At 60.8% G+C, this 24,631-nt stretch carries 26 protein-coding genes; 4 read left to right on the top strand and 22 right to left on the bottom strand.

What is annotated here, in order from left to right; genetic code table 11:
- Window positions 1–7: 7 nt before the first annotated feature.
- From GE543_RS25540 to GE543_RS25460, 16 genes are all read right to left on the bottom strand, one after another.
- Entirely contained in the window at window positions 8–1,882 is a 1,875-nt protein-coding gene (locus tag GE543_RS25540; RefSeq protein WP_371927266.1) for a phage tail protein, read from the bottom strand.
- A gap of 10 nt (window positions 1,883–1,892) precedes the next feature.
- Window positions 1,893–2,492: a YmfQ family protein gene (locus GE543_RS25535; protein ID WP_003394883.1), complete on the bottom strand. Its 600-nt coding sequence runs from the start codon at window positions 2,490–2,492 to the stop codon at window positions 1,893–1,895.
- Window positions 2,480–3,520, bottom strand: coding sequence for a baseplate J/gp47 family protein (locus GE543_RS25530; RefSeq protein ID WP_153222648.1), 1,041 nt, complete (start codon window positions 3,518–3,520; stop codon window positions 2,480–2,482). Before GE543_RS25530 ends, GE543_RS25535 begins: the two co-directional genes overlap by 13 nt.
- Window positions 3,510–3,908, bottom strand: coding sequence for a phage GP46 family protein (locus GE543_RS25525; protein ID WP_003316288.1), 399 nt, complete (start codon window positions 3,906–3,908; stop codon window positions 3,510–3,512). Before GE543_RS25525 ends, GE543_RS25530 begins: the two co-directional genes overlap by 11 nt.
- Window positions 3,905–4,417 (bottom strand): phage baseplate assembly protein V, encoded by a 513-nt coding sequence (locus GE543_RS25520; RefSeq protein ID WP_003341098.1) that lies wholly within the window; start codon window positions 4,415–4,417, stop codon window positions 3,905–3,907. Before GE543_RS25520 ends, GE543_RS25525 begins: the two co-directional genes overlap by 4 nt.
- Window positions 4,414–5,541, bottom strand: a complete 1,128-nt coding sequence (locus GE543_RS25515) for a phage baseplate assembly protein (RefSeq protein WP_046237373.1) — start codon at window positions 5,539–5,541, stop codon at window positions 4,414–4,416. Before GE543_RS25515 ends, GE543_RS25520 begins: the two co-directional genes overlap by 4 nt.
- Window positions 5,542–5,544: 3 nt before the next feature.
- On the bottom strand, window positions 5,545–6,969 hold the full coding sequence (locus GE543_RS25510) for a DNA circularization protein (RefSeq protein WP_153222647.1): 1,425 nt from the start codon (window positions 6,967–6,969) through the stop codon (window positions 5,545–5,547).
- Complete coding sequence (locus tag GE543_RS25505) at window positions 6,966–9,125, bottom strand: phage tail tape measure protein (protein ID WP_153222646.1); 2,160 nt, start codon at window positions 9,123–9,125, stop codon at window positions 6,966–6,968. Before GE543_RS25505 ends, GE543_RS25510 begins: the two co-directional genes overlap by 4 nt.
- Window positions 9,126–9,255: 130 nt before the next feature.
- Window positions 9,256–9,552, bottom strand: a complete 297-nt coding sequence (locus tag GE543_RS25500) for a phage tail assembly protein (protein WP_003316280.1) — start codon at window positions 9,550–9,552, stop codon at window positions 9,256–9,258.
- Window positions 9,549–9,896: a phage tail tube protein gene (locus GE543_RS25495; RefSeq protein WP_011269114.1), complete on the bottom strand. Its 348-nt coding sequence runs from the start codon at window positions 9,894–9,896 to the stop codon at window positions 9,549–9,551. Before GE543_RS25495 ends, GE543_RS25500 begins: the two co-directional genes overlap by 4 nt.
- Window positions 9,897–9,956: 60 nt before the next feature.
- The gene (locus GE543_RS25490; protein ID WP_103697330.1) at window positions 9,957–11,453 is read right to left on the bottom strand and encodes a phage tail sheath subtilisin-like domain-containing protein; all 1,497 of its coding nucleotides are present in this window, start codon (window positions 11,451–11,453) and stop codon (window positions 9,957–9,959) included.
- Window positions 11,454–11,471: 18 nt separating this feature from the next.
- Window positions 11,472–11,660 (bottom strand): DUF2635 domain-containing protein, encoded by a 189-nt coding sequence (locus GE543_RS25485; protein ID WP_002551914.1) that lies wholly within the window; start codon window positions 11,658–11,660, stop codon window positions 11,472–11,474.
- Window positions 11,657–12,247, bottom strand: coding sequence for a hypothetical protein (locus GE543_RS25480; RefSeq protein WP_044309483.1), 591 nt, complete (start codon window positions 12,245–12,247; stop codon window positions 11,657–11,659). The genes GE543_RS25485 and GE543_RS25480 overlap by 4 nt, the downstream gene beginning before the upstream one ends.
- 46 nt (window positions 12,248–12,293) lie before the next feature.
- On the bottom strand, window positions 12,294–12,632 hold the full coding sequence (locus GE543_RS25475) for a hypothetical protein (protein WP_153222645.1): 339 nt from the start codon (window positions 12,630–12,632) through the stop codon (window positions 12,294–12,296).
- Window positions 12,613–13,002 carry a hypothetical protein gene (locus GE543_RS25470; protein WP_003411734.1) on the bottom strand — a complete coding sequence of 130 codons (390 nt, stop codon included), beginning with the start codon at window positions 13,000–13,002 and terminating at the stop codon, window positions 12,613–12,615. Before GE543_RS25470 ends, GE543_RS25475 begins: the two co-directional genes overlap by 20 nt.
- A gap of 359 nt (window positions 13,003–13,361) precedes the next feature.
- On the bottom strand, window positions 13,362–13,805 hold the full coding sequence (locus tag GE543_RS25460; RefSeq protein ID WP_153222658.1) for a hypothetical protein: 444 nt from the start codon (window positions 13,803–13,805) through the stop codon (window positions 13,362–13,364).
- Window positions 13,806–13,994: 189 nt separating this feature from the next.
- Between GE543_RS25460 and GE543_RS25455 the strand changes: the two genes are divergently transcribed.
- The 4 genes from GE543_RS25455 (at window position 13,995) to estP (ending at window position 17,400) form a co-directional block, all read left to right on the top strand.
- Window positions 13,995–14,606 (top strand): LexA family transcriptional regulator, encoded by a 612-nt coding sequence (locus GE543_RS25455; protein WP_010419550.1) that lies wholly within the window; start codon window positions 13,995–13,997, stop codon window positions 14,604–14,606.
- A 153-nt stretch (window positions 14,607–14,759) separates the two neighbouring features.
- On the top strand, window positions 14,760–15,008 hold the full coding sequence (locus tag GE543_RS25450; protein WP_002551908.1) for a DUF1654 domain-containing protein: 249 nt from the start codon (window positions 14,760–14,762) through the stop codon (window positions 15,006–15,008).
- Window positions 15,009–15,129: 121 nt separating this feature from the next.
- Complete coding sequence (locus GE543_RS25445; protein WP_003316268.1) at window positions 15,130–15,372, top strand: pyocin activator PrtN family protein; 243 nt, start codon at window positions 15,130–15,132, stop codon at window positions 15,370–15,372.
- Window positions 15,373–15,477: 105 nt separating this feature from the next.
- Window positions 15,478–17,400: an esterase EstP gene (gene estP / locus GE543_RS25440; RefSeq protein ID WP_153222644.1), complete on the top strand. Its 1,923-nt coding sequence runs from the start codon at window positions 15,478–15,480 to the stop codon at window positions 17,398–17,400.
- A 728-nt stretch (window positions 17,401–18,128) separates the two neighbouring features.
- On the opposite strand, the gene trpE is transcribed toward estP, so the two are convergent.
- From trpE to GE543_RS25405, 6 genes are all read right to left on the bottom strand, one after another.
- Window positions 18,129–19,610 (bottom strand): anthranilate synthase component I, encoded by a 1,482-nt coding sequence (gene trpE, locus GE543_RS25430; RefSeq protein ID WP_103689569.1) that lies wholly within the window; start codon window positions 19,608–19,610, stop codon window positions 18,129–18,131.
- Between the two features lie 70 nt (window positions 19,611–19,680).
- Complete coding sequence (locus GE543_RS25425) at window positions 19,681–20,499, bottom strand: phosphoglycolate phosphatase (protein ID WP_153222643.1); 819 nt, start codon at window positions 20,497–20,499, stop codon at window positions 19,681–19,683.
- A complete protein-coding gene (gene rpe / locus GE543_RS25420) occupies window positions 20,496–21,170 on the bottom strand; it encodes a ribulose-phosphate 3-epimerase (protein WP_153222642.1) in 675 nt (224 codons plus the stop codon). Before rpe ends, GE543_RS25425 begins: the two co-directional genes overlap by 4 nt.
- A 210-nt stretch (window positions 21,171–21,380) precedes the next feature.
- Window positions 21,381–22,202 (bottom strand): ABC transporter permease, encoded by an 822-nt coding sequence (locus tag GE543_RS25415; protein WP_003394916.1) that lies wholly within the window; start codon window positions 22,200–22,202, stop codon window positions 21,381–21,383.
- A gap of 11 nt (window positions 22,203–22,213) precedes the next feature.
- Window positions 22,214–23,461, bottom strand: coding sequence for an ABC transporter permease (locus tag GE543_RS25410; protein WP_003419732.1), 1,248 nt, complete (start codon window positions 23,459–23,461; stop codon window positions 22,214–22,216).
- A gap of 77 nt (window positions 23,462–23,538) precedes the next feature.
- Window positions 23,539–24,573, bottom strand: a complete 1,035-nt coding sequence (locus GE543_RS25405; protein WP_003394920.1) for a polyamine ABC transporter substrate-binding protein — start codon at window positions 24,571–24,573, stop codon at window positions 23,539–23,541.
- Window positions 24,574–24,631: the final 58 nt, after the last annotated feature.

The raw sequence follows: 24,631 nt of genomic DNA, 5'->3' as shown, positions 1-24,631 counted from the left end.
AATACCTTTATCCAACTCGTTGAAAGAGTGTGCGTTCGCCGCCCGAAAAAGCGCCGTGTGCACGCCAGGTGCCTACGCCGATAAGCCCGGAGTTGTTAGAGGCGCCATCGCTACCGTTTGTGGAGCTATAGATCAGGTTGGTACCGGATACCGTGCCTCCTTGATTGACTTGTCCCTGGGAGTTGATGACACGTGCAAATGCATAGGAGCCGATGCCGCCTAGTCCCAGTGCAGCAACCTTTCCAGGCAAATTCTGATCGTTGATCATGTCGCCAAAGTCAGAGCTGTCGACCTGAAGGCGCAAGCTACCGGCACCGTTATAGCCAAGGCGAACCTTGTTAGCGGCCATGTTGGCACCGCCGCCCTGCTCGACGGGTGTGTAGCCAAGACGCGGTTGCAGGTAATAGACCTGACCGTCAGAGGCTCTGCGCATATAGGGCAGATTTACGTCATTACCGGCAAAGCCGAGAACAGATATAGAGTCAGCGGAGGCTCGTTGTGCGTCGCGAGCGTCCGTCTCGGCCTTGGTGTAAGCATCGGTGATGCCGTATGCAGCAAGCGTGGTACCCCAGTTGGCCTTGCCATTAGGATCAAAGTTGGCCGCATACCAAACGCGTCCTAAATCGGTAGCGTCCACGGTCAATTTGAGGCCGTTATCCGACCAGCCTATCTTCACAACGTTATTGAATTGACCTGTGCCTGTACCTTGCTGGACAGGCGTGTAACCCAACCTGGTCTGAAGCCAGCTAATGACAGAGTCAGCAGCCCGCCGCATATAGGGCTGCGTCAGATCTCCATTGGCCAGCCCCACATTAGTGACGCTGTCAGCTGATGCTTTGCTGCTCAACCGCGTATCCACTTCGCTTTTGGCATACACCTCAGCCTTGGTGTAAGCGTCAGTAATCTTATAAGACGCCAGCGTAGTGCCCCAGTCAGCTTTGGTGGCTGGATTAAAGTTGGTCGCGTACCAAAGATTGCCAAGGTCAGTATTATCGACCATCGCCTTGAGGCCGTTATTCGACCAGCCGATCTTCACCTTGTTGTCGAGCTGACCGGTACCTCCTCCTTGTTGTACCGGAGTGAATCCCAGGCTCGGTTGCAGGGCAACCAGAGCGCCATCGGACTCACGGCGCATATAAGGCGCATCAGGCTTGTTATTGGCCAGCCCCACATAGGTAATGGAATCGCGCAGCGGCCGCTGAAGATCGCGCAGGTCGGCCTCAGCCTTGGTGTACGCATCCGAAATACCATTACCGCTAAGTGTTGTCGGGTTACTCCCCTCTTCCACCTGCCCATATTTATTGACCTTGACCCGAGTGTAATCACCCGCGGCCACACCACTGCGTCCCAGCAGACGCTCGAACGCAAGGTCAGTCGTACCCAGCACCGGCACTGTCGTATTGACCAGCTGCCATACAGTGCCCGCGTTTTTCGTGCCGGCCTGCACCGGCACCATATGACCCGGCGTGCATTCGGTGCTTTCGTTCGCATCCTGCGCACGTGCCCAGGCGCCTGCCGCGGCGACATAAATCCAGTTCTGCGACGCAGTGTCCTGATTCTTGACCAGCACCCGATCGCCGGCCACCAGTGTGACGTCATCAATGGTCTGCAAACCGCTCAGCCCAATGGAGACTGTCGTGGCGCAACGCACCGATTTTTTGTAATCGGATGCTGCCAGGCCAAGAATGGCTCGATGCAACTGGGTGACATCCTCCTCGTTGGGCACCAGACCGGCCCCCAGGATCACGTTCAAGATCTCCTGCGTCACCGAGTTGCCCCACTGCGCCGGGATCAGCGAACCAGGGGTGCCGGTCGCCGGGTTTTCATCTACAAACTTGCCGCTTGCCAAGCCTACGCCCGGCACACTCTTGGGATAATCCACATTGTGTTCCTCAGTTGAAGTTTACGAATTCGACGCTGTGCGCCGGTGCTGCTCGACGGATCAAACATTCGATTGCGAGCCCGGGATTCACCCCGAACCGCTCTCCCCAGTAGCTGGCCCCGAAGCGTCGGCCCAGGCGCTGGCGCCCGCCGGTGTTCAGGGTCCACATGAATTGCGCGCTCCAGGTGCCGAAGTGCGCCTGGCCAAAACGCGAACGCCCCATACGGGGCGCTCGGTGTTCGGTCACGGTGGCATCGGGGTAGCCCTGGCTGATGGCAATGTCGATGTAGAACGCCGCGTTCTGCCCTCCTGTCGCCACGAGCCGCTGGCGCACCGACAGGCGCCGGTCTGCGAACAAGGGTTTGAGCCCCAGGCACGGGTCAGGCAGGTTCATCACCCGCTCCCAGTCCGGGACCAGCTCACTGACGGTGGCGGGGTCCATCTCGTTGAGCAGGTCGAACGCGCGGCCATCGATGCGCGCGAACTCGCGGGACAGGCCGGTAATCACCTGCTGCAATTCCGGCACCCGCTCCGGATCCCATGCGGGGCCGGGTGGCAACAGCGCCTGCAGTTGTCCGGCGTAGTGTTCGGCGGTTCTTATGACGACCATTGAATACCCCCGAACGTGAGCAGCTGGTTGGCCGCAGCAGTAACGTTGGCCACGGGTGAAACCAGCACATGATCGGTTTCGCCTGTCGCGCGGCTGATGGCCTCGGCGATGTGCGTGAGCAACAGGGTTTCGCCCAGCCCGCCTTCACGGTTATGCAGGTCCAACAGTTGCGCCTCGACCGCCGCCCGCACGGCGGAGGTATCAGGGGTGAGCCGGATGGTGTAGACCACCGGTTTCTGCACCGGCGCCAGCACATACACATCTGCGGTGACCGGACGCAGCGGCTCGATATACGCAGCGACCGCAGCGAGCTGCCCGGCGTCAGGAATGGGATCGGCTTGGTCGTCACGCATGAAGAACACCGCCACCGTCCCTGGCCCCATGAACCGGCGCACACACCAGGCGCGCGTCACGCCCGGCACTTCCAGCGCCCAGGTCACGTAATCATCCTGATTGCCGCCATGCGGGATGACCCGGTAGGAGCGCACCACACGCGCACGCAACGACTCGATACTTTCCTGCGCTATACCGCCGGAAAGGCCGTCGGCAATGACGGTGAAGGTGCTGTCGATGCCTTCGACCGGTTGCACGGCAGTCATCACCAGACCGGCATCCGCATTACCCAGAACACCGGCATCCACCGCTTCGACCGTGGTCGTGTTATTGCCCGCAACCGTGGTGACGCCTTTGGTGACGCGGTAGAAGCGTCCATCACTGAACTGCAGCACAGTGTCCGCATCCAGCACCGCGCCGGCTGCAGCGGTGAAGCGCACCGTGCCGGTAGCGGCCTGTGCCACTTTGCGCGGCTGCCTCAGGCGCAGGATGGCTTGCCGCTCGAGGGTTTCCTCGTCGGCGGTGTCCGGCAGAATCTGGTCGGCGATCCAGTCCTGATAGCCGTACAGCCCGTAGGCCGCGCCGCTGTGCGCGCGGGACAATACCCTAGCATCGGACTGACGTAGCGCTTCGTCGGCGAGGTCGACCTGGGTTCGGTTGATCAGCGCCGGTAACGTAGGTGTTTCAAACGGCATAAATCACCTGCCACTGTTCAGAAGGGTTGAAACGCACGAGCTGACCGTCCGAGACGACCAGCTCGACGCCCAGGTTCAGGCGGTTGCTCTGAACCTGTTCGGTAAGAATGTTGATGTGCTGGACCTGGCCATCTTCGATCAGCCAGTCGAGCGCTTCCCGGGCATAGAACTCGGCATCGCGCTGGGTCTGGGCAGTCAGCCTGACCCGGCGCAGCAGCCACAGCCTGGAACCGATGCGGTCATTGGCCTGTGCCGGGTAGGTGTCGCCCCACCAGCCATAGCGCTCGGCATCGTCGAACGGGTCGTCCGCTTCGGCACGCCGCCAGGTGAACAGGCTGATGACCACCGAGCGCAGCAAGGACGCCTGCAGAGAGCCTTCGATGATCATCCGGCACCTCCAACGGGCGGCCCGCTCTGGCCATTCCCGCCCTGCACGTTGCCATGCAGATGGCTGATCTGGCTGATGCCAGCGGCAAGCTGGTCGCCCTGAGACACGATCTTTCCGGTCTGGGTGATCTGCGGTGTGTCGAAGTTCACGGCCACCGCTGCCTTGATGTTCAGGGTGTCGGTTTCAATGTCGATGACCTTGCCGCGCTTGAGGTGAATCTTGTCGCCCTCGTCGGTATAGATCGCCACTTCGCCGGACTCCAGACCCTTGAGGCGATAGCGCCGGTCGGCCACCACCAGCAGCAGACCGTGCGACCGGTCGCCACCAATGAACGCGGCAATGCCCTCGGCGCCGGCCAGCGGGTTGCTGGTAAAGCCATAGGGTTCGAAGTGCTCCATGTCGTCCTTGACCTCTCCGGCGGTGAGGCGCATTTGCAGCGCCTGCATTTTGCTGCTGGCCCTGGCGAGCACCACCGTGCCGCGCACCAGCATGCGATTGAGTAAGCTCATGAGGTTGTTTCCTCGTCGATGGGCAGCAGCCAGGAGTAAGCATCCTGATTGACCTGCACCTTGCTGCGCTTGTTGGGGTCACCTGGCTCGGCCTGGAAACCTTCAGGCGGACCGACCACCAGTGTGGTGATCGTGCCTTGGTCACTCAGCGAGTAGGTCACGGCTGAAATCAGCATGTTGCGGCTCGTAAAACCGATGACCGGATCGATCACCCGGACCATGGTGTTGTGCCGCCAGAGCGCCCCGTTGGACTGCCGCCAGCCCTGGACCTTGTAGGTGGTGAGCAGCGCCTTGCCGGCCCGCTGACCGCGCTCCCAATTGGCGCGACTCAGGGCGAGCTTGGGGGTGATCGGCGCATCCTCATGAACGACCAGTACGCGAAGACGCTTTTTATGCGCGGGATCGTCATGCCGGTCATCCGTGACTTCTGCCGAGACCTCCGACGACTCCTTGCCGAACGTCTGGTCATTACCAGTCTGTTGACCGATGACCCGGTACTCGGAAAAAAGCCCGGAAAAGTCCCGCGCGATGACGGCGCTCAACACATTCTTGCCGAGTTCGAGCGCGTCTGCGCTCTGCCCGCGACTACCCGGCCTGGCCAGCACCACATTGCCGTATTCGTCATCGGTGGAAAAAATCCGGAACAGGGTCAGCAACCGGTCAATGGACTTGAACACGGTTTCGGCAGGCTCGATGGTGTGATCGGCCATCTTCGAGGTTTCCGGTATTTCGCTGATCACCGACAAACCATAGGGAGCAGCCAGCGCCTCAACGATCTTCAACACCCCCACCTCCTTCCACTGACTCGGCCTGTTGATGGCCGAGCAGTCGATGAGGTCGGCGGTTTTCGAGCGTCCGGAAATCTTTAGCGTGATTTGCTTGCCGTCATAGCTGATCGGCGCGGCAAATACCCAGCCGGTCAGAATCAACTCGCCGCCGATACGCACCTCGCACGCTGCGCCGGGCGTGATCGGATGCGAAATCTCAGTGCCCGGCCACTGCCAGGTAATGCTCACGTCAAAGCTGCGCGCCTGACGCTCGATCCCGGCAGAGATTTCCACCGACTTCCAGCCGGCATAGTCGTGCTGGTCAACGGTCAGGGTGACAATGTTAGGGTCAATCATGGGTCACTCCTGAGCGATCTTCAGCGTGCCGGGCGGCACGAAGCCCGGATGGGCCAGTCGATTGCGCTGCACCATTTCCAGCGCCCGGCTGGCGTCACCGAATCGGCGATAGGCCAGCACCAGCGCGGGCAAAGGCTCGGAGACCTTCATGTCCACCAGACGTACGCCGGAGGCCGCCACCGCGTTAAGGTGCCTGATCAACGCCTGACGCAATGTGTTGAGCGCCAGGTAATGTTCGGGGTCGGCTTTCAACGACGCTTCCCAGATCGCCGAACTCAGCGTGTCACGCAGTTCGATGACGTCATCGGCAACCGGCACATCGACGCGTTGCAGCGCTTGCGTCACTTGCTGATCCAGCGACGGCACTACCGTGAGCGGCGTGACGGTCGTCGCAACCGGCATGCTCGCGACGATTTTCGCCACCTTGACCAACAAGGCATCCTGAACCAGATTGGCCGCGGCCTGAGCCGTCACGCCGGTATCCAGCCCGCTGCTCTGGCTGACCAGATTGATGCCGGACACCGCCTCCGCCTGTTGCGTGGCCTCGGAAATCACCGAGCGGTAATCGACCGTTTCAACAGAGGACACGCCGCCATTGCTGCCGGACCTTGCTGCCGTGCTGCTCGCAGCGGTGCCGTTACTGCCACTTGCGGAACCGCTGCCTGAGCCGCCCCCTGTCGAGCTGCCGGAACCTGACCCGGCACTTGTCCCGGTACTCGCCCCGCCAATACTGCTGGTGCCGTTCGCTCTTCTGGCTCGACGACTGTCCCCGTCGAAACTGGCGAAGAACGTGGTAAACAGCGTGCTGACCGTCAACGGCGCATTGACCAGCGAATGCACCAGCGCGGTGACATCCGAATAGATCGTCATGAACGGTGTGAACTGCCGCTGAATGGTCGCGAACACACCCGACAGGGTGCTGCGCAGCGCCTGAATATTGATACGCACCGCGTCCACTGTGGCCATCACCGAGCGGTAGCGCCTGAGCGCCGAGTCCAGCAGGCTCTCGGACGCGCCCAGCAACTGCCGTCGCGTATTGAGGGTCGACACGGGAAACTTGAGCGGGTTGGCCGGATAGAATTTCAGGTCCAGCCGGACGAGCCCGCCTTCGCTCAGGTTGTGTGTGACGCCACATTCGCCGACCTGGACCTGCACGCGACCCAGCCACGGATGTACCAGCTCGCCGGCACCTTCCTGCTCCAGTGCCTGTAGCAGTCTGTCTCGCTGTTCGAAACAGTCGGGACCGACAATGAACCCCGTCAGCGTATGCACTTTCGACTGTTTGCCCAGCGACTCGAAATAAGGCTCGTCGCGTTGTGGAAACTCATGCAACTGCCCCTTGCGGCCTGCCGGGACGACGGCTTTTTCAATGAAAAAACCGACGCCCCGGAAAGACGCTGGCAGCAGGCTGTCACGCCATGTACTCATGATCCGGCTCCTGCGCCGAGGGTTCGATAACCGACGTTTGGCGATATCGTCAAACCCGGCTGGTTGGTTTGCACTTGCCCGGCACGCATGCCCGGCGGCGCGTTTTCAAAGCGAATGTTGAGCTCGCCTTCAAGTCGCGGGCCGGCCCCGGCTGCGCCCTGTTGCAACAACAGGCTGCCGGGGGCCAGCGGGGTGGGTACGCCGAGCAATTGGCTGGTCGAGGGCACGCCAGTGGCCTGATTGAGCAACTGCTGATTCGTGCGAACGTTCTCGACGGCACCGGCCGCCAGAAACGCCCCGGTCCCGCCGCCTGGCCCTGCGTTGCGTATCCGCTGCTCTTCCGCGAACTGATTGGCCTTCTCGGTCGCCCGCTGCAGGACGGTCTTATTCGTGTCGCCACCAAACCAGCTCATGATCGGCTCGATGAATGGCTTGATGTCCGCCCACAGACCTGCGAACCAGGTTTTGATCGGCTGCCAGTTCTCGATGACCATGCCCAGCGGCGAAAAACTGAACAGCGTGGCCAGCACATCGGTAAACGGTTGCGCCTCGGCCTTGATGGTTTCCCACAGGCCGGCCAGGTATTCGGACAGCGGCTGCCAGTTGGCCACGACCATGCCCAGCGGCGACCATGCAAACAGCGTCTGCAGAGAATCAAAAACCGGCGTGGCCAGCGCCCTGATCACGTCCCACAGCGCAGCAAAGAATTCGCTCAGTGGCTGCCAGTTGGCTGCGATCATGCCCAGCGGCGACCAGGCGAAGACCGCCTTGAGCACGTCCCACAGCGCCATCACCGGTCCGCGAATCGCCTCCCAGACCGCCTGAAAATAAGGTGCGACGGTCGACCAGTTGGCGATCAGGAAACCTGCCGCCAGCGCGAGGCCGCGCACGATCAGGCCCAACGGTGACATGCCCATGACCGCAGCCAGCAGCCCGGCGGCACTCGTCGCAGCGAGAACGGCGACTTGCAGTACGCCGAAAGCAATCGCGGCGCCCACGACGCCCTTGATCACCTCTGGATGTTCGGCCGCCAGCGCGGCGACCTGAGAAATCATCGGCCCGATCACGGCCATTGCTTCGTTCATCGCCGGCAGAAACATGCTGCCGATATTGATGCCCAGACGATCGACACGGTTGGTCATCTCTTTGATGGCAGTGGCCGTGGTCTGGGAGTTGTCTGCGAACTCCTTCTCGATGGAGCCGCTGTTTTGCACGCCCTCCCCGACCTTGGCCAGGTTGGACCTGAGCACATCGAGGTGGGCCAGCAGTGGCGTGATCGCGCCCAGCGATTCGGCACCGAACAGCTGCGTGATGACGTCCGACTGTTTGCCGGGATCAACACTGGAAACCGCCGTCAGAACCTTTTCGATGGTCCCGGACGGGTCACTCTGCATGCCTTGGGTCAACTGATTGACGTCGAGCTGCAACGCCTCGAACGCCCCGGCTTTCGCCGCGCCCCCTTCAGTCAACGACTGCATGAACCGCTTCATGCCGCTGGCGGCCACATCGGCCGGCACATCGACGCTGGCCAGGGTCGCGCCCATGGCCGCCAGTTGCCCGGAGGCCATCCCCGCAACCGGCCCGAGCGGGCCCATTGCAGTGACCATGGTGGCGATTTTCTTTTCCAGGTTGTTGCCGCCGAGCACGTTGATCTTCTCGGACAACGCCGCGACCTGCGGCTGAGTCATCTGAAACGATGACCGCCACGAGGCCATCATGTCGCCCGACTCGGCCGCTGTCTGATCGAATGCGACGCCCATTTTCACGGCGTCGCTGGCAAACCCGGTCAGTTCTTCGCGCGGTACATTGGCCTTGGCACCCGCGGCGACAATCGCCGCGATACCGTTGGCGCTTTCCGGCAGTCGCTCACTGAGGTCCAGAATGTCGGAACTCATCTGCTGGAACTGTTGCGGTGTTTCAAAGGTGACCGATCGTTTCACGCCGGCCATGCTAGTTTCGAAACCGATCGCTGCCTTTACCCCGGCAATCAAGGGCTCTGCCAAAGCATTGCCCTTGATCATCTCGCCCACTTCGACGTTCCCAAGACCAGAGCCTTTAAGCCTGGTCTCGAAGCCTTCAACGTTGTTGCGGATGGTTGCCAGCGTTGGAGACAGCTTGTCGACGCCGGTAATCAGCGTCTTGATAGTGTCTGCCATCACTCCCCCTGCAGGATCTGGTTGATGCGTTGCGTCTGCAAGATTGACTCGGTGATGACGTCCAGCTCCCTGGACATCATCAGTTCGGGATCGGTCTTCCAGAAATACGCGAGGTCGTAAACGACGGCGATCAGTCCTTCGAGGTTGCTGATGCCGCTGCCATGAAAAAACTCGCAACCTTCCAGCTCAGCGTGTTGATGTCGCACAGGTCCATCTGATTGACCGACGAGGGCGGGATGCCGGCGCAGACGGCGATGTACTTCGCCGCCACGTCCAGATCCAGGGAGACTTCCTCGTTCTTGTCGATCCTGTACGGCAGGGCCTTGATGGCCCGCGCTTCCTGCGCCGTAGGGCGCCGGAAGGTCAGTTGCGAAAGGGTTTCGCCGTGCGCTTCGATCGGGCTGGCCAGGTCGATGACTTCACTCATTGCCAGCTCCCCTGATTGCCGTCGAATTTCAGCTCGATGGTGCCGTCGTCAGCCTTGCTGCTCGGCTCATCGACCAGGTAAGCGCCGGACAGGACGTAGGTCTTGCCGTTCTTGAACTCACAGGTGATGGTCATGTCCACACCGGTGGTGAGCAGCTTGAGCGGCAGATCTGCGGTATGCACGGCGGTAAATTTCAGCCACGCGGCCTTGTCGACTTCCTTGTAGTAGCCCGGTACGACGGTATCGCGCTTGATGTTCATCAGAGGCGCTTCGCCGCCGCCGCTGATGGTCAATTGGGTGCCATCCACTTTGATGTAGCAGGTACCCGCAACTTTCTGACCCATGTTGTTTATCTCCAGAATGAAAAAACCCGCACGAGGCGGGCTTGAAAGGGTTGGTTAGGCTTATGCCGCTTCGTCGTACTGCAAGCGGAACTGGTTGAGCAGCGCGAACACGCGCAGGCCGTTGATGTAGTCAGGCGGGAACATCACGTTCACGCGGCTTGGGTCATTGCCGTCACGCTCGACAATCAGGTGCTGGGCGAACGTTTCGGCGTTCTCCACATGACCCTCTTCTTCAAGACGTGCGTATTGCGCAATCAACTCGCCACGGATGGTGCTCGGCGTGATGATCGGCTGGCCGGCACCGAAGCGCGTGCCATCGTTGGCCAGCTTGTGGCGGCCGTACTTGCTGGTGATGATGCCTTGCAGACGACGGATGATGAACGCCGACTGGTGCATGGTTTCGCTGTCCAGGTACGAGTTGTCAGCCTGGCCGTAAGCGTTCTTCTGGTAGGTGGTGATCGAACGCTGAATGCGCACGTAACCGCCTTCGTAGTACGCCGTGGCGATGCCGTAACGCAGCAGCGACTCACGCTCGGTCAGGGTGAAACGCTGACTGGCCGGCGCCGGATCGATACCGGGCATGGTGCCGCTCTGAGTCGGACGGCTGGCGTCGGCAGAGATGAACACCGCCGTACGCGCAGCCAGTGCAGCGGCTTGCAGCCAGACCGGTTGCGGCACACCGTTTTCGACACCCTGAAGGGTGATGTGCTGGTCGTTGCGCAGTTGACCTGCGGCCACCAGCGTACCGACCGTGCCGCGCTTGGCGCTGTAAACGTGACCGTACAGTTGACGGGCCCAGCTCCAGCGACCGGTGCTGTCGTCCATTGCCGCTTTCCAGGCATCCAGCGTGGCGGTGTCGGTCCAGGGCATGCAGATGAACTCGAACGGCTCATCGCCCAGCGCAGCCAGTGCCTTGAGCTGATCAGGCGTACCCACGCCACCGGTCATGGCGGTGACTGCCGCCGTCAGGCCGGCAGGAATGACTTCGCCATTGGTCTTGCCCTGGCGATTGAATTCCAGCTGGATGTCATTGCCGCTTGCCCCGCTCCATTTGCAGGAAAGGGTCAGCACACCCGCTTCGACAGCCGCGGTGATCGGCAGGTCAGGCGTGGCATTGATTTTCACCGACAGTGCCGTGGCCGCCTGGGCAGCGGTTGCGCCATTAACGACAGTGGCCTGCACTCGCATGCCGCCGACATACAGGTTCAGCAGACCGGCTTCGGTCGCCGCCCCGGTGAGGGTGACTTTCGCGCTGGCCTTGGCGCCTTCGGTATTGAGCAGCGGCAGGCACCAGACTTCGCCGGTGGGGTCCGCCTTGCGCCAGGTTTCATACATGGCGGCCAGCATGGAGCCCTGACCGCCGATGTTTTTCGCCAGCGCCACGCTCGGCACCAGCACCAGAGAACCCAGTTCGGGGCCGGACACATCGTCGTTGACCTGCGCAACGATCAGTCGACGCATGCTGGCCGACGCGCTGTTGGCGGCCGAGTTGTCCATCTCCGCATAAAACAGCGGAACGCGAACATCGGATGGAATGTTGTTAAAGCTGATAGCCATTGTTTGGCTTCCTCTTGGTTAAGCCGTGAAGGCTTGATGGGTGGTGGTGGATTGCTCGGTTTGAAGGGTGATGTCGCCGTCGTTCTGACGACGCTGCCACCAGGCGTTGAAGGTCACCTGCCGGCCTTCGACGGGCAGCAAATCGCCCGCCTCCGGATCCGGCACAGTGCGGCCCTCGGCCGGTACTACAGTGATGCGTTGAGTCATGGGGTTACCTCTGCTGTGAACTTCGCTTCGATACGGCCATCAGGGCCGGGGGATTTCAGATTCGGATCTGCGGGGTCAACGCAGTCCATCTCGAGGGTGGCGCCGGTAAACCCGGGCAAACCATCCAGATATGCTTCGTGCCAGGTCTCGGCAGGCTGATCGGAGGTATTGCGGCCCAGTTGAAACTGCGCTGCAAAGCCGAATCGATACGTCACCCGGTCGCCGCTGATCTGCACCAGCGCGCCACCGGTGTACTGCATCGCGTCGTAATCGTGATCCGGGTTCCAGCCCACCAGTGCACGCCACAGTTCGGCGCGCAGGGCATGCAGTTGCTCACTGGCTTCCTGCCCGCGCTTGTCACCGCCATCGAGCACCACCACGACATCGATCGTGTCGGTGATGTTCTGGCGAATGACGTTCTGCAAATCGTTGGCGGTGGACTGATCGCCAGTGGCAATCACGTACGCCGACGGGTGAGCGAGCTGATCGCCGAGGGCGACCGCAGCCCAGTCGATACCGGCACTGATTCGCCCGGCAAAGCTGGGGCAGGTCGCCTGCAAATGGGCAACTATCGGGGTTATCTTCATGAGGGGTTCCGCGTGTGTTGAAGGTTGATTGCGGCGTGGGAAACGCCTACTGGTTAGCCTTGCACAACGCCTCATCAGCCTTGTCTGCAGCACGGCTGGCCGCGTGAGCGGCCTGATTGGCAATCGATGCAGCACTCTCGACCCTGTCCGCCGCCTGGGTAGTGGTTTCGGCCAGCCTGTCCAGGCGCCGGTCGCGCTTACCCAGCGCTGCGTCGTAGGCATTGCGAACCTCGGCCAGCTGCTGCGTATGCTCGGCATTCGCCGACCACTGCCCGGCCTGAAAACCGAGCATCAGGCAGCCAGCGATCAGCAGCACGGAAATCAGCCAGACCTCCAGGCGCCGCCACCAATGGCGAGCGATGAAATCAATTGCGCATCTGTGCATCGTTTGCACCTCCGAGTTGAGATCGCAGCCGGGCTATTTCGGCGCTTTGCGTGGTGACCTTGTCGGTGAGTTGAACGATGTGGCTGGTGAGGGCTTCGATCTTGCCCTCCATCCGGCCAACCGCTGCGGCGAGCTCGTTGCGCTCCTTGGCGAACTGATCAGCCCGCGCTTCAGCTTCCTTGCGCGCCTGGCGCTCGGAGTCGAGCAGCTCATTGAGGCGACGAACCGTGCCGATGTCCGCGTTGTCCATCGCCCGGTCTGTTGCATCTCGGGAAAGAAACTTGCGCAACCATAAAAAGCCGCCAAGCAGAATTGTGCCCGTGCCGCCCAGCCAGGTAGCTGTGCCTGGGCCTAGGTCGGTTGGGTCCATGGGTACTCCGGAAATAAAAAAGGCCGCACTGAGGCGGCCGGGCTGAACACATTTAACAATGCTGCGTCGGCCAGGCTTGCGACGACACCTGATCTGGACGTTGACCGGATCTTAAAAAACAAACCCCGCCAAGGCGGGGTTCGAGGTGGGTCGCGAGTGACCGGTTGTGGCTGTTGATCAGCCTGTTTCCGGCTGCTGCCCTGAGGCGCAAATCGCATATCGTGGGACCTTTTTACCCCCCTCCGGAAAGCCTGGGAAGGGGCAGTTTCGGGGTGGGTCGAGTTTGACCGGAGTTCAGCACGAGTTCGGCCACAGCTGTGCAATCGACCCGGATAAACGGCGTGAAACCGTGTCTTCATTCACCCTTGTGCAGCCTTGTCGACGACGGCGTTGCTGCTTCTGTAAGCGCTGCGCTCGGCGAGAATCACCAGCACTTGCTGGTGAAGCTTGTTGATCCAGTTGCGATAGGTGCGGTCTGCGCCCTCATTAATGCCCACCAGGCGCATCTGCTCGCGCACCGGCAACGACTCGACATAACGCAATGTCGCCAGCTGGGCCAGTTCGGGCCCGCGGCTCTTTGCCGGGCTGCGCGACAGCTGCGCAATGGCCGCCTCCACTTCGCTGCTTATATAGTCCAGGCCGCTGCCATTACCCACCAGCGCGCGCGAGCCGGGTGTGCGACGCGGAATGTACGCGCCCCATTCCATGATCCCGGCCATCGGGCTGCTCAGTCCGCCGCCCAGGCCAATGCGCATGCGCTGTTCACCCCAATGCTGCATCACGGCTTCTATTTTCTCGATCATCGTGTCTCTCCTGTAGGACCTTTCCGAAACGCTGCGCAGCGTCTTTCGCTGCACAGAACCAAGGCCTTACAATACATTTTGTATTTTTATGACACAACGAAGCATTACATTATGTATATTGCTCAACACCCTACAGCCTGTATGATTCGACGCATGAACAGAAAATGGTATGAAGTCGCAAGACAGGTCATGGAAACCCAGGAAATCAGCCAGGAAGAGATGGCTGAGCGGATGGGCGTGACGCCCGGCGCGGTAGGGCATTGGCTGAATGGCAAGCGTGAGCCGAAGATCGAGGTCATCAATCGATTTCTGACCGAGCTCGGCCTGCCGATTCTCACCACCTCCATCCCGACCAGCGAACCCGGCATGCACAACGTGGAGCACACGGTGCAGCCTTCGCGTTTCTATCGCTATCCGGTCATCAGCTGGGTAGAGGCCGGTGGCTGGAGTGAAGCCGTCGAGCCCTACCCTGCCGGCTATTCGGACACCTTCGAGATCAGCGACTACAAAGCCAAGGGCAGAGCCTTCTGGCTGGTGGTCCGTGGCGATTCGATGACCGCACCCGCAGGCCAGAGCATTCCCGAAGGCATGTTGATTCTGGTCGACACCGGAATCGAGCCCACTGCCGGCAAGCTGGTCATCGCCAAGCTGCCGGAAAGCAACGAGGCCACGTTCAAAAAACTGGTCGAAGACGCCGGACGCTACTTTCTCAAGCCGCTGAACCCCGCCTATCCGACACTTGCGGTGACCGAGGAGTGCAAGCTGATCGGTGTCATCAGGCAGATGACCATGCGTCTCTGAATCCCCGCACGCCCCGCCCAAGCCCCGATAATCGGGGCTTTTTCATGTCATCTGTTTCAACCCTGGCATGTGTCCGTGTAGGAAACATTTGTAGCTTGCGTGAGAAACACCCCTCAATTACTGTATGCACATACAGTAAAAAGGAGTTCACTCATGCTCAAGCAGTTCCCCGACACCTCGCAACATGACGCTTACCTGGCCTTGGCACAGCGCATTCAGGACGCTATCACCAGTGACAAGGCGCAGATCGAGCATCAGGTCCTGCTGATCAGGGAGCCTGGCGAGTCGGTGGCTCACTGGGAGCGCATCATGGATCAGATCAGCGAGGCCGAAGGCATCAGCGTGACCCGCAACCCGGAAAACGGCACTGCTCGAGTGTCCTGGTACATCGATTCCCTGTGAGACGAAAGATACAAATTGTATTTAAAATACAAACTGTATTGTCACGAAGCGCTACATATCGTATTGTTTGTCTGCACCCCATCTCGGGAGTACTCACATGCAAACCACAGGGAGTCATGGAATGAACGAAATACTGGATCAACTTCGCAAAGAATTCGCCACGCCGTGCCCTTCGCTGAGCGCCGTCAGAGAGCGTTATTTTTCGCACCTGTCGAACGACAGGAATCTGCTGCGCAAGATCAACGCAGGACGCATCGACTTGAAGGTCAGCCGTACAGGCGGCAGTCGCCAGGGTCATCCCTTCGTGTACCTGCACGACCTGGCCAACTACCTGAGCGCCATCGTGACCAACAGGGCCGCCTGAGGTCAAAAAAGCACCGCCGCAGCGCGATAATGTTCATCGAACTTTGCAGTCATGAAAAATCTTGCTACGTTTCTGGTACAAAACAAAAACAATCGGGATCCGTTCATGACCAAGACATCAAGGCGTTGGCCCTTCGCGGCCTGCCTGTTATCGCTTGCCTGCGGCACCGCTGCCGCTGCGCCCTATTCGACCATGGTGGTGTTCGGTGACAGTCTGGCCGATGCCGGGCAGTTTCCCGACACCGCCGGGCCCAGGGGTTCGACGCTCAGGTTCACCAATCGTGTCGGCCCCACTTATCAGGACGGCAGCGGCGAAGCGTTCAACCTGAACTCGTCGACACTGATCGGCAGGATGCTCGGTGTGCCGGCAGGAGATCTGGCGGCCTCGACGTCGCCGGTCAATGCTGCGCTGGGCGCACCCGATGGCAATAACTGGGCTGTCGGCGGCTATCGGACTGACCAGATTCTTGATTCGATCAACTCGCAATCCACCGTCGTCGACCCGAACACGGGCACGCTACTGCGCAGCCGGACCGGTTATCTGCCGGCCAACAGTTTTCGCGCCGACCCCAACGCTCTTTATTACCTGACCGGAGGCGGCAACGACTTCCTGCAGGGTCGTGTGTTGAGTGCCAGAAGCGCGGCGCAAGCTGCCAATCAACTGGCTGACAGCGCGCAAGCCCTGCAACAGGCCGGTGCGCGCTACATCATGGTCTGGTTGCTGCCGGATATCGGTAAAACGCCAGCCTTGAGCGGTTCGCCGCTGGCCTCGGCAACGTCCGCACTCAGCGCGGGCTTCAATCAGCAACTGGTCAGCCGACTGGCACAGATCAATGCCCAGATCATTCCGCTGAATGTTCCGTTGCTGATCAATGAAATCCTCGCTCAACCGGCACGCTTCGGGTTCGATCCCAACGAGAATCTGGTGACTACCTGTTTCAGCGGCGACAGCTGCCGGGAAAGCACCACCAACGGCAGGTCCAGTGCGACGCCGAATCCGAGCCGGCTGTTCTTCAATGATCGCGTGCACCCGACCGAGGCCGGACAGAGGTTGCTGGCCGACTACGCGTACTCGCTGCTTTCGGCACCCTGGGAAATCTCTCTGCTGCCGGAAATGGCCAATGGCACGCTGCGTATGCATCAGGATGAAATTCGCGCCCAGTGGCTCAGCGACTGGGGCAACTGGCAAGGTGTCGGGCAGTGGCAGAGCATGCTTTCCGCAGGCGGTCAGAAAATGGACTTCGACGCGCAGGACAGCTCGGCTGATGCTGACGGAAGAGGCTATAACCTGACCATCGGCGGCAGCTATCGGTTTGCCGAATACTGGCGTACAGGGGTTGTTGCCGGTGCGTACCGCCAGAGTCTTGAGGCAGGGCCACGGGACTCTGACTACAAACTCAATAGCTACATCGCCACTGCGTTCCTGCAGTATCAGGCCAACCACTGGTGGGGTGATCTGGCGGTGTCGGGCGGCAAGCTGGATTACGAAAATGCCGAGCGCAAGTTCGCGCTGGGCGTCAGCGAAGGTCAGGAAAAAGGTGATACCGACGGCGAAATGTGGGCTGTCAGTGGTCGAGTCGGTTTCGACATCGCAGGCCCGACCAGCCGCTGGCATCTGTCGCCTTTCGTCAGCGCCGATTACGCGCACATCGATGTCGACGGCTACTCGGAAAAGGGCGACCGTTCAACGGCGCTGACCTTCAGTGACCAGACGCGCAAATCGCGGCGTGCAGGCGTGGGTGTGCAGGGCAAATTCCAGGTGACACCGAGCACGCAGGCATGGGGCGAAGTGGCCCATGAAAGGGAGTTCGAGACCGATCAGCAGGACGTGACCATGGCGCTCAACAGTGTCCAGTCAGTCGGTTTCACGCTAGAAGGCTACACGCCGCAACGCGATTTGAACCGGGCCACGCTGGGTGTCAGCCAGAAGCTGACTCAAGACCTGACACTGCGCGGCAATTACAACTGGCGCAAGAACGACGACGTAACCCAGCAAGGGGTGAATGTCGCGTTGAGTCTGAGTTTCTAGACTGCCCGCTGGACAGGCTCACTATCGTGCGACGCTCCGCGTCGCATGCCGTTCTGGACGCTCCGCGCCCTGTCCTGAGAGCTGCGGCGCGGCGCAGATCTGTGACGCGGAGCGTCACCCACGGCATTCCCACGCTGGAGCGTGAGGAACGATAGCTCTCCAACTACCGTTCATTACCAGAGCAGCAAGCCTCACTATCGTGCGACGCTCCGCGTCGCATGCCGTTCTGGACGCTCCGCGTCCTGTCCTGAGAACTGCGGCGCGGCGAAGATCTGTGACGCGGAGCGTCACCCACGGCATTCCCACGCTGGAGCGTGAGGAACGATAGCTCTCCAACTACCGTTCATTACCAGAGCAGCAAGCCTGACTATCGTGCGACGCTCCGCGTCGCATGCCGTTCTGGACGCTCCGCGTCCTGTCCTGACTCTGCGGCGCGGCGCAAATCTGTGACGCGGAGCGTCACCCACGGCATTCCCACGCTGGAGCGTGAGGAACGATAGCTCTCCAACTACCGTTCATTACCAGAGCAGCAAGCCTGACTATCGTGCGGCGCTCCGCGTCGCATGTCGTTCTGGACGCTCCGCGTCCTGTCCTGACTCTGCGGCGCGGCGCAAATCTGTGACGCGGAGCGTCACCCACGGCATTCCCACGCTGGAGCGTGAGGAACGATAATCTCAAGTATCGTGCGATGCTCTGCGTCCGCTTTGAGACGCAGGGCAGCAAGCCTCTCAGTCCTCGGCAGTTTGCGAGGCCAGGGCTACGGCGCGGAACATGGCGCGGCGTTTGTTCAGGGTTTCTTCCCATTCGAGCACTGGCACGGAGTCGGCGACAATGCCGCCACCGGCCTGCACATGCAGTTCACCGTTCTTGATCACCGCCGTGCGGATCGCAATCGCCGTGTCCATGTTGCCGTTCCAGGCCATGTACCCCACCGCGCCGCCGTAGACGCCGCGCTTGACCGGTTCCAGCTCGTCGATGATTTCCATGGCGCGGATCTTCGGCGCACCGGACAAAGTGCCCGCCGGCAGAATCGCGCGCAGCGCGTCCATCGCCGTAAGCCCGCTTTTCAACTGGCCTGTGACGTTGGACACAATGTGCATCACGTTGGAATAACGCTCGATGACCATTTTCTCGGTCAGTTTGACCGTGCCAATCTCGGATACCCGACCGGTATCGTTGCGGCCAAGGTCGATGAGCATCAGGTGTTCGGCGATTTCCTTGTGATCGGAGAGCAGGTCTTCTTCCAGCGCGCGATCCGCCTCTTCGGTGGCGCCGCGAGGACGAGTACCGGCGATCGGACGCACAGTAATCAGATTGTCCTCGACCCGCACCAGCACTTCTGGCGAACTGCCGACGACATGGAAGTCGCCGAAGTTGAAGAAATACATGTAAGGCGTGGGGTTGAAGCAGCGCAGCGCCCGATACAGATCGATCGGCGCGGCGCTGAAATCGATGGACATGCGCTGTGACGGGACCACCTGCATCACGTCGCCGGCGAGGATGTACTGCTTGATCGTATCGACTGCCGCCTCGTAATCGTCCTGGGTAAAGCTGGAACGAAACACCGGGTCGGCCGCCGGAGGCCGGTCCAGATCAAGGCCACGGCGCGGCGTGATCGGCTGACGCAGCTTGTGCATCAGGTCATCGAGCTGCGCCACGCCACTTGCGTAGGCGTCCTGCTGCGCTGGATCGATCAGCACGATGGCGTGCATCTTGCCCGCCAGGTTGTCGAACACCACGACCGCGTCAGACACCATCAACAGGATATCCGGCACGCCCAGCGGGTCAGGGTTCGGGCAGTTGGCCAGACGCTTCTCGACATAGCGCACACAGTCATAGCCAAAGTAGCCCACCAGCCCGCCGTTGAAGCGTGGCAGCCCGGCGATGGTCGGCACGTTGTAGCGCGCCTTGAAGGTCTCGACGAAGTCCAGCGGGTCTTCGACATCCAGGCTTTCGATCTCGACGCCATCATGGGTCACGCTGACGTGATGGCCATGCACGCGCATCACGGTGCGGCATGGCAGGCCGATGATCGAATAACGCCCCCACTTCTCGCCGCCCTGAACCGACTCCAGCAAGTAGGAGTTAGGCTGATCGGCAAGCTTGAGGTAGATCGACAGCGGTGTGTCGAAGTCGGCCAGGGTTTCGCGGGCAAGCGGGATGCGGTTGTAGCCTTCAGCGGCCAAACGCAGGAATTCTTCACGGTTCATGAGCAACCTCGTGGTTTGAGGACAAAACGGTCAGGTAGGCAAACGTGCCGGCAGGCCGGCCAGAATCAGGTCAGGCGCGCCAACGCCAGCGGGCCAGGGCCTTGATGACTTTCATCCAGAGTTTGCGAGTGACCACCACGATGGATTCTCTTGAGGAGGGACGTTTGATGTCGGGCAACAGTATCTCAGCGTCCATGTCCAGGCAACCGGGAATCAGTCTGCGCAGATCATCAATCACCATCGCCGGGTTTTCCTCGGCAATCGGCCGCCCATGGTTGTAGCCATAGCTCAACGCGACGCAGGCCACACCGGCAGCCTTGGCCGCCTGCACATCACTGCGCGAGTCGCCGACGAACAGCGATTGCGAGGCTGGCGCACCGGTCATTTTCATCACGAAAAAAAGTGCAGCAGGATCGGGCTTTTTCTGCGGCATGGTGTCACCGCCGATGATCCAGCGAAAGAAACGTCCCAGCTTCATCTCGTCCAGCAGCGGCGCGACAAAGCGCTCCGGCTTGTTGGTGATGAGGGCCATTTCGACACCCATTTTCTGCAGCCACTTGAGGGTTTCACGCACGCCGGGATAGACCACGGTGAACTCATGCTTTTGCGCATAAGCGCGCATGAAGATTTCCAGGCCCTGCTCGGCCAGGGCGTCATCGACTCCACTGTGGTCGAGGTTGTTGGCCAGCGCACGGCGTACCAGCACCGGCGCACCGTTGCCCACCCAGGACCGCACCGATTCCAGCCCGGCGATCGGGCGCCCCAGCTCAGCGAGCATGGTGTCCACCGCCACGGCCAGATCGGGCACCGAGTCCACCAGAGTGCCGTCCAGGTCGAACATGATCAGCTTGGGAAGTTTGCCTGCAAACAGCTGCTCGAAGCCGCTCATGCGCGGGATGACGCCAGTTCTGTGCGCATCTCGTCGATCACTTCGCGGTAGTCCGGCGCATTGAAAATGGCTGAACCGGCAACGAAGGTATCAGCACCTGCCGCTGCGATTTCGCGGATATTGTTGACGTTCACGCCGCCGTCGATTTCCAGGCGGATGTCGCGTCCGGAAGCATCGATCAGGGCGCGCGCTTCACGCAGCTTGTTGAGCGTGCCGGGGATGAACTTCTGCCCGCCAAAACCTGGGTTGACGCTCATGAGCAGGATCATATCGACCTTGTCCATGACGTATTCGAGCAGGTTCAAGGGCGTAGCCGGGTTGAACACCAGGCCCGCCTTGCAGCCACCCTCGCGGATCAGCTGCAGCGAACGGTCGATGTGCTGGGTCGCTTCCGGGTGAAAGGTGATGTAGGTGGCACCGGCCTCGATGAAGTCGCCGATGATGCGATCCACCGGGCTGACCATCAGGTGCACGTCAATCGGTGCAGTGACGCCATATTTGCGCAGCGCGCTGCACACCATCGGACCAATGGTCAGGTTCGGGACGTAGTGATTGTCCATGACATCGAAGTGGACAAAGTCGGCGCCGCTGGACAGCACGTTGTCGACTTCCTCACCCAGACGGGCGAAGTCAGCGGAAAGAATCGATGGGGCAATAACGAAGGGCTGCATGACGCACCTGTTTGAGCAGAATCACGGTGCGCGGATTGTACGCCAAGCTTCGCCCGGAGCGGTAAGCTTCGAGCCTCAAGCCTCAAGCCTCAAGCCTCAAGCCTCAAGCTTCAAGCTTCAAGCTTCAAGCTTCAAGCTTCAAGCATTTTGATTTGCTTCTGCTTTTAGCTTGTAGCTTGCAGCTTGCAGCTTGCAGCTTGCAGCTTGCAGTCACTGCGCCGTTCTGAGTTTTTCGCTGCGCCCGCGCAACCATTCGAGCACCAGCAGCAAGACCACCGAAAAGCCGATCAGCAGGGTCGCAGCGGCGGCGATAGTCGGGCTGAGGTTTTCGCGAATGCCGCTGAACATCTGCCGAGGCAGGGTCGCCTGTTCCGGTCCGGCGAGGAACAGCGTGACCACCACTTCGTCGAACGAGGTCGCGAAGGCGAACAGCGCGCCGGAAATCACCCCCGGCGCAATCAGTGGCAGGGTCACGCGCCGGAACGCGGTCAGCGGCGATGCACCGAGGCTGGCAGCCGCACGCACCAGGTTGTGATTGAAGCCCTGCAAGGTCGCCGACACGGTGATGATCACGAACGGCACGCCCAGCACAGCATGGACCAGAATCAGCGAGGTGTAGCTGTTGCCCAGTCCCAGTGGCGCGAAGAACAGGTAGCTGGCGACACCGACGATCACCACCGGCACCACCATCGGCGAAATCACCAGGGCCATGACCAGCGCCTTGCCAGGGAAGTTGCCGCGGGTCAGGCCGATCGCTGCCAGCGTGCCGAAACCCATCGCCAGCAGGGTCGCGGCCGGGGCGACGATCATGCTGTTCTTCAGCGCGCGCATCCACTCGGCGGAGTTGAAGAAGTCCTGATACCACTGCAACGAGAAGCCCTGAAGCGGATAGACCAGAAAGCTGCCGGAGTTGAATGACAGCGGCACGATGACCAGTACCGGGAGCACCAGAAACAGCAGCACCAGGGTGCAGATGATGCGCAAGGCGTAATACCAGAGGCGCTCGATCGGCGATGTGTAAGGGTTCAGCATGGTCACGCTCCTCAGCTCAGACGCAGGCGGCTGGCGCCGACCAGCCAGCTATAAATCAGGTACAGCACGATGGTCGCCAACAGCAGCAGCCCGCCGAGCGCGGTGGCCATGCCCCAGTTGATGCTGGTGTTGGTGTAGAACGCGACGAAATAGCTGACCATCTGATCGTTCGGGCTGCCCAGCAACGCCGGGGTGATGTAGTAGCCGATCGACAGAATGAACACCAGCAGACAGCCGGCCCCGATGCCGGCGTAGGTCTGCGGGAAGTACACCCGCCAGAAGCTCGCAAACGGGTGGCAGCCCAGCGAAATCGCAGCGCGCATGTAGGTCGGGGAAATGTTCTTCATCACGCTGTAGATCGGCAGGATCATGAACGGCAGCATGATGTGCACCATCGAGATGTACACGCCGACGCGGTTGAAGACCAGTTCCAGCGGCTTGTCGATGATGCCCATCGCCAGCAACGCACTGTTGATCAGCCCGCTGGACTGCAACAACACGATCCAGGCCGCCACGCGCACCAGAATCGAGGTCCAGAACGGCAGCAGCACCAGAATCATCAGCAGATTGCTCTGCCGCGCGGGCAGGCTGGCCAGCAGGTAGGCCAGCGGATAAGCCAGCACCAGGCAGATCGCGGTAATCACCAAGCCCATCCAGAACGTGCGGGCGAAGATGTCCAGATAGATCGCCTGGTCCGGGGTCGCCGGGGCGATTTCACCGAGGTCGTCGATTCGATGGTCGACCGCCGCCAGCAGGTAATACGGGGTGATGCTGCTGGTATTGCGGCGCACCGCCTGCCAGTAGGCCGGGTCGCCCCAACGCTCGTCCAGCGCTTCGAGCGCTTCTTTATAAGAGGCCGGCTCAGTCTTGAACGGCAGCGCGCGTGCTGTTTTGCTCAGCAGGCTGCGGTATCCGGCCAGTTCGATGTTCAAACGCTTGGACAGATCGCCCAGCGTGGAATTCTTCCGCGTTTCGGCCAGGTCCAGGCTCATTGCCTTGTAGACCGACTCGGGCGGCAGCCCTTTACCATCCCACTTTTGCACTTCGACCACAGTGGTCGGCAGCGCAGTCACGACTTCCGGGTTGCCGACGCTCTTGTACAGCAGCGCAGCGATGGGCACCAGAAACACCAACAGCAGGAAAATCACCAGCGGAGCGATCAATGCCTGGGCCTTCCAGCGGTTGACCCGCTCGGCGCGAGCGAGACGTTGCTTCAAGTTGGGGCTGGCGCCTTCAGTCAAGGGCACGGCGATGGCCATAGAGAACTCCGGAATCTTTCAACGAGGGGGCGCTCCCCGCTTCAGGGAGCGCCCGGTTCTGACTCAACGCAAACGGATTACTTGGCCGCCCAGGCAGTGAAACGCTGCTCGAGGGATTCGCCGTTGTCGGTCCAGAACGCCACGTCCATCTGCACCTGATCCTTGATGTTCTCAGGCGTGGTCGGCATGTTCTGCAGGGTTTCCTTGTCCAGCAGCTTGACCGCCTGGGTGTTGGCCGGGCCGTAGGCGATGTTCTGCGAGTAGGTCTTCTGCTGCTCGGGGCTCAGCATGTAGGCGATGAACTTCTTCGCGGCATCGGCGTTTTTCGAGCCCTTCGGGATGGCCCAGGCGTCGAAATCGTACACGCCGCCAGTCCACACGACTTTGAGGTTGCTTTCCTTCTGCACGGCGGCGATCCGGCCGTTGTAGGCCGAGCTCATCACCACGTCACCGGAAGCGAGGTACTGCGGCGGCTGTGCGCCGGCTTCCCACCACTGAATGTTCGGCTTGAGCTCATCCAGCTTTTTGAACGCGCGGTCCTGGCCGTCTTTGCTGGCCAATACCTTGTAGACGTCTTTCGGCGCAACGCCGTCGGCCATCAGGGCGAATTCCAGGGTGTACTTGGCGCCTTTGCGCAGGCCGCGCTTGCCCGGGAATTTCTTGGTGTCCCAGAAATCGGCCCAGCCGCTGGGTGCAGTGCTGACCTTGTCAGCGTTGTACGCCAGCACGGTGGACCAGACGAAGAAGCCCGCGCCGCAGGTGGTGATGGCGCCAGGCACGAAGTCAGCGGCATTGCCCAGCTGTTTCGGGTCCAGCTCTTCGAACATGTCTTCGTCGCAACCACGCGCCAGTTCCGGCGATTCGACTTCTACCAGGTCCCAGGAAACGCTCTTGGTGTCGACCATGGTTTTGACCTTGGCCATTTCCCCGTTGTACTCACCGGCGATGATCTTGCCGTTGCCAGCCTTTTCCCAAGGCGCGTAGAAGGCTTTTTCCTGAGCGGCCTTGTTGGCACCGCCAAAGGAGATGACGGTAAGATCGGTGGCAGCCATGGCCTGCGCCGCGCACATCATGCCCAACGTGATGGCGGTGAACTTCAAAGACTTCAACATAGGTTCTTTTCTCCACGAGCAGTGTTGGTAAGCGATTGGGATGGGCGATCAGGTCGCC

Origin of the sequence: Pseudomonas sp. SZ57 (assembly GCF_009495975.1) — a bacterium.
Classification (GTDB): Bacteria; Pseudomonadota; Gammaproteobacteria; order Pseudomonadales; family Pseudomonadaceae; genus Aquipseudomonas; species Aquipseudomonas syringae.
The sequence above is the reverse complement of the archived record's forward strand: the minus strand, read 5'-3'. Positions and strand labels throughout refer to the sequence as shown.